At 63.1% G+C, this 1190-nt stretch carries 1 protein-coding gene; it reads right to left on the minus strand.

Annotation, left to right across the window (positions count from 1 at the left end):
- Window positions 1–1190 (minus strand): DUF6531 domain-containing protein (locus ABZ312_RS45120; RefSeq protein WP_500440232.1); only part of this gene is annotated, 1190 nt, incomplete at both ends.

Genomic DNA, 1190 nt, shown 5'->3' on the forward strand with positions numbered 1-1190 from the left:
GCGGGTAATCAGGTGGCGATGGTACGCATACTGGCGTGCGTTGCCGTAGCGATCAGTTGCCCGAACCAGGTCACCGTTCTCGTCGTATTGGTACTGCGCGAGTGTCCTGCGGGTGTTCGCATCGACGATCTGCTCGATCGTTGCGATACGCCCGCGGCTGTCGTGACGAAACGCGAGCGTATGGCCTGCCGAGCTGACGAGCCGCGCCAGGCGATTCGCGTCGTCGTAATCGAGCGCGATCGAATTTCCTGCGCGGTCCTTCTGCAAGGCGAGGCGGAACGAATCGCCGCGCTTCTCGTAGACATGAAGCAAATCGTGCCCGTACGCGACAGTCACCCACGTGTCGTCGAGCCGGCTCAGCGTGACGCCTTCCACGCGATCGTCATGAACGGCACCTGCCGCGAGCGCCGGATATTCGATGTTGCGGCCCGTTGAATCGCTATAGATCCACTTGCCGCCCCGAACGTCGATCCGCGTCATGTACGGCGACAGCCAGCGCGCGCCCAGTTCGCCGTCATCGTATCCGGCCAGCCGGGACCGATAGACCCGCGTCCACACGACGGGCATCGCACCCGGCAATTCAAAATCGGCATGGGAAAACGTCTCGTCGCCGAACGAATAGCTGATCGAACCGACCGATACGCCCTTACCGCACTCTTCGCAATGGTTGACGCCAGAGCCCTTTGCCTTGGCCTCCTTCTTCGCCGCTGCAAGCGGTACCTGCGGCCGCCGGGCCTCCGCTTCCGTCGTGCCCTGCGACTTGATCGATGCCGTCCGCATCGCTTCACGCTTGTGCCGCAGTGCATTGATCAGCTTCAGCAACAGCCACATCAGCTTGCCTTCGTCGCTGCCCTTCAGTTCCTTGATCTTGCCGACCACCACCGGTGCCAACGTGCGCAACGACGCCGCAATCGAGCGAATCGGCGCGACGTACTCCTCGGGAACGAGCCCGGCCGCCGTGCTGCCGGCGGAGTTGGCATTGCGCTTGCCGAGTGCCACCCCGGACTCGGTCAGATAACCCCACGCCCCCTTCACCAGGTCCGTGCTGATCCATCCGCTCTTCTTCATCAACTGCCGGTATTCGGTGGCTTCCCGTTCGTTCTTCGTCGGATCGAACAGCTTGCCCGCCACCACCGCGTCGATGCCGTCGGCCAGACCCGTGAAGATCTCCTGCGCTTTCGCCGCGCAGT

The organism is Streptomyces sp. NPDC006207 (genome assembly GCF_040613835.1).
In the GTDB taxonomy this organism is placed as follows: Bacteria; Actinomycetota; Actinomycetes; order Streptomycetales; family Streptomycetaceae; genus Actinacidiphila.